This window comes from Phytobacter sp. V69, assembly GCF_965644215.1.
Lineage (GTDB): Bacteria > Pseudomonadota > Gammaproteobacteria > Enterobacterales > Enterobacteriaceae > Phytobacter.
In genome coordinates this window covers 1-2991 of sequence record NZ_CBFFRL010000337.1, presented here as the reverse complement: position 1 = coordinate 2991, position 2991 = coordinate 1, and the positions used below count along the sequence as shown (strand labels likewise).

Below are 2991 nucleotides of genomic sequence, written 5' to 3'. Positions count from 1 at the left end.
CGGCCTCATTTCTCGCTGCCGTCCAGATCAGATGCATCGCTCTCTGGGCTAAAATCTTGTGACGACACTATCTAATCTGGCGTACACCAAAACGCGCGGCAATCAGATCCAGTTCAGCGACCCGTACTATGTCGCCAAAGAGATGCTGCTGGTGAAAAAAGAGAACGCGGATAAAACCCTCGCGGACTTTAAAGGCAAGCGCATCAGCGTGACCAAAGGCACCACCTCTGAGCAGTCGATCCATATTAAAGGCGGCAACGCGGTGACATTCCAGGATGCGGCATCCGCTTTCCTCGCGCTGGAACAAAACAAGGCGGTTGGCTTTGTGACCAACACCATGACCGGCATCAAGATGATCTCCCAGGCGAAAAAAGACGGTATCGAGCTGGCGATGATCAAAGAGCCGATGGCGCTGGAACCGATTGGCGTGGGCATGAAGCGTGACGAGCCAGCCCTGTTGAACGCGGTGAACACCAGCCTGAAAACCATGGACAACGATGGCACCATCGACAAAATCTGGGACACCTGGATTGGGCCAAATACCGAGTACAAGATGGTGCGCGAAGAGCGTGTACAGCCATTGTCTGCCCTGAAATTTGAACCACTGGAATAAGTTATGGCCTGGTTAGAGCAACACGCGTCTGTTTCTTTAGGGGCGGATATCACGCTCTCGACCATGGGGAGCCGCGCCTGGCTGGTGGAAGCGCCGGGAGCATTTAGCCTGGCGGCGCAGCGGCGTATCTGGTCACTGGCGCAAATGCTCTCTCAGTGTGATGAGGTTGAAGCTCTGATTCCCGGTGTTACCAATTTGCTGGTATTGCTCAGGCGCACGCCGGAAGAGGCCGACGCGTTTCCGCAGCGGCTACGCGAATACTGGCGAGAAGCGCGGGAAGTGCAGACGCAGGGGCAGTTGATTGAAATTCCGTGCACTACGGTGGCGAGCTGGCAAGCGACCTTGTGTCGGTATGCCGCCACACCGGTTTTACGGAAAAAGAGGTGATTCGCCGCCACTATCAGGGGCAGTACACCGTGGTCGCACTGGGCAGTGCGCCGGGGTTTGGTTATCTACATGGCCTTGATCCAGAGCTGGCGACACCGCGAAAAAAGGTGCCATCGCTCAACATGCTTAAAGGGACCGTGACTATTGGTGGGGCGCAGACGGGCGTGTCGGTATTAACCGGGCCGAACGGCTGGAACGCGATTGGTTATGCTGAACTGGAGGTCTTTGACCCGTATGTGGCCAACCCCGCGCTGATGGCACCCGGCGATAACATCCGATTTTTACCCGAAAGGATAGAGCTGTGATCGAAATCGAACGCACGGGCGCGCTAAACACGGTGCAGGATTTGGGGCGTTTGGGTTTTCGCCACCTGGGGGTGTCAGTCAGCGGCGCGATGGATCCGCTGGCCTTGCGGGCAGGCAATGCGCTGCTGGGCAACGATGACAACGCCGCCGCCATTGAAATGCAGATGTTTCCGTTTCGCGTGCGCTTTCATGAAGCGACAACCATTGCGCTGACCGGGGCGGATTGCCGGGCGCGGCTGGACGATATCGATCTGCCGCCCTGGTGGGGTTGCCCGGTGAAAAAAGGCCAGGTGCTGGAAATGCGCTATCCCCGTTCCGGCACGCGGGGCTATCTCTGTGTTGCCGGTGGCATCGATGTACCCGAAGTTTTAGGTTCACGCAGCACCGCGCTGCGCGGCGGATCATGCGCGTTTCTGGCAGCAGCCCTGGCAGATCTCCCGGCAAAGCAATCGCACTGGTTACCGCCTTTCCGGTGAACCGATTATTCCTTCGCGCACGGTAGAGATGCGCTCTTACGGGCTGATCCCCGGTATTGTACAGGTGCCGCCAGCGGGGGAGCCGATCATTCAGCTAAACGATGCGAATACCGCAGGCGGTTATCCCAAGATTGCCTGCGTGATTGAAGAAGATCTCTGGCGGCTTGGCCAGCTACAGGCCGGGCAGTCGATTCAGTTAATCCAGAGCGATGCGAAGCAGGCTATCGTTGCGCGGCAGGCGACAGAACGCTGGCTGGCGCGGTTGCGCGATTTTTCGCGTTCGCTTATCAGTGTGTATGGGAAATAACCGATGATGAAAATAGATGTGAACTCCGATATGGGCGAGGGCTTTGGCGTTTATCAGCTGTGCGACGACGAAGCCCTGATGCAGGTTGTCTCATCGGCCAATATCGCCTGCGGTTTTCATGCGGGGGACCCGGCCATCATGACGCAAATGGTGCGCCTGGCGAAGCGTCGGGGCGTGGGCATTGGTGCGCATCCGGGGCTGCCGGACAGATTAGGGTTCGGGCGCAAAGAGATTGCCTTCACCCCCGATGAAATCTGCCAGCAGGTGGTGTATCAGATTGGCGCATTGCAGGCGATTGCCAAACTGGAAGGGGTTGCGGTGTCGCATGTGAGTTTCCACGCGGCAATGGGCAATATGATCAACCGCGACGAAGCGCTGGCGCGCCAGGTGATGCAGGCGATTTATCAGCTCGACCCGGGGTTAATCATTTTTTCCCAGCCGGACACCATTATTGAGCAGGCGGCGAAAAGCGTCGGTTTGCCAGGCTTAACGCTGTTTCTCGCTGACCGGGCCTACGATGCCGCCGGGCGTCTGGTACCGCGCGGCAAGCCTGGGGCGGTAATTAAAGAGGAAGGCGCCGTGCGTGGACGCGTTCGCCAGTTTTTGCAGGAAGGCACGGTGACCACCATCGAAGGGCATCATCTTGCGGTTCGTGCCCGCTCGATTCTGGTTCACAGCGACACGCCGGGGTCGCTGGCGCTGGCGAAGATTGTACGCAGTGAGATTGAAGCCTGTGGTGGCGTAGTGGCTCCCGCGGCGGAGGTATTGCAACAGTAGTGTGTATTGCGCTGTGTCTTTAGCCCGACAGGCCTTCATGCCGTCGGGCTTTTTGTGCACAAAAAACCCCCAGCTAGGCTGGGGGTTCCGGAAAGCTTTCAGCTTTAAGCCAGTTATCAAAACCCC

General features: G+C 57.9%; 1 protein-coding gene and 3 pseudogenes. All 4 read left to right on the top strand.

The window, feature by feature from the left end:
* Positions 1-67: 67 nt before the first annotated feature.
* Positions 68-613: pseudogene (locus ACSZPU_RS24705) on the top strand (transporter substrate-binding domain-containing protein); the annotation flags it as partial.
* A gap of 3 nt (positions 614-616) precedes the next feature.
* Positions 617-1305 (top strand): annotated as a pseudogene (gene pxpB / locus ACSZPU_RS24700) (5-oxoprolinase subunit PxpB).
* Positions 1302-2088, top strand: a pseudogene (locus ACSZPU_RS24695) (5-oxoprolinase subunit C family protein). The pseudogenes pxpB and ACSZPU_RS24695 overlap by 4 nt, the downstream one beginning before the upstream one ends.
* Positions 2089-2094: 6 nt before the next feature.
* A complete protein-coding gene (locus ACSZPU_RS24690; RefSeq protein WP_499004223.1) occupies positions 2095-2865 on the top strand; it encodes a 5-oxoprolinase subunit PxpA in 771 nt (256 codons plus the stop codon).
* The last annotated feature ends 126 nt before the right edge of the window (positions 2866-2991 follow it).

What these genes read in the sequence shown, in the direction of transcription:
- ACSZPU_RS24690 (WP_499004223.1), top strand. Translation starts at nt 2,095, where the DNA reads ATGAAAATAGATGTGAACTCCGATATGGGCGAGGGCTTTGGCGTTTAT.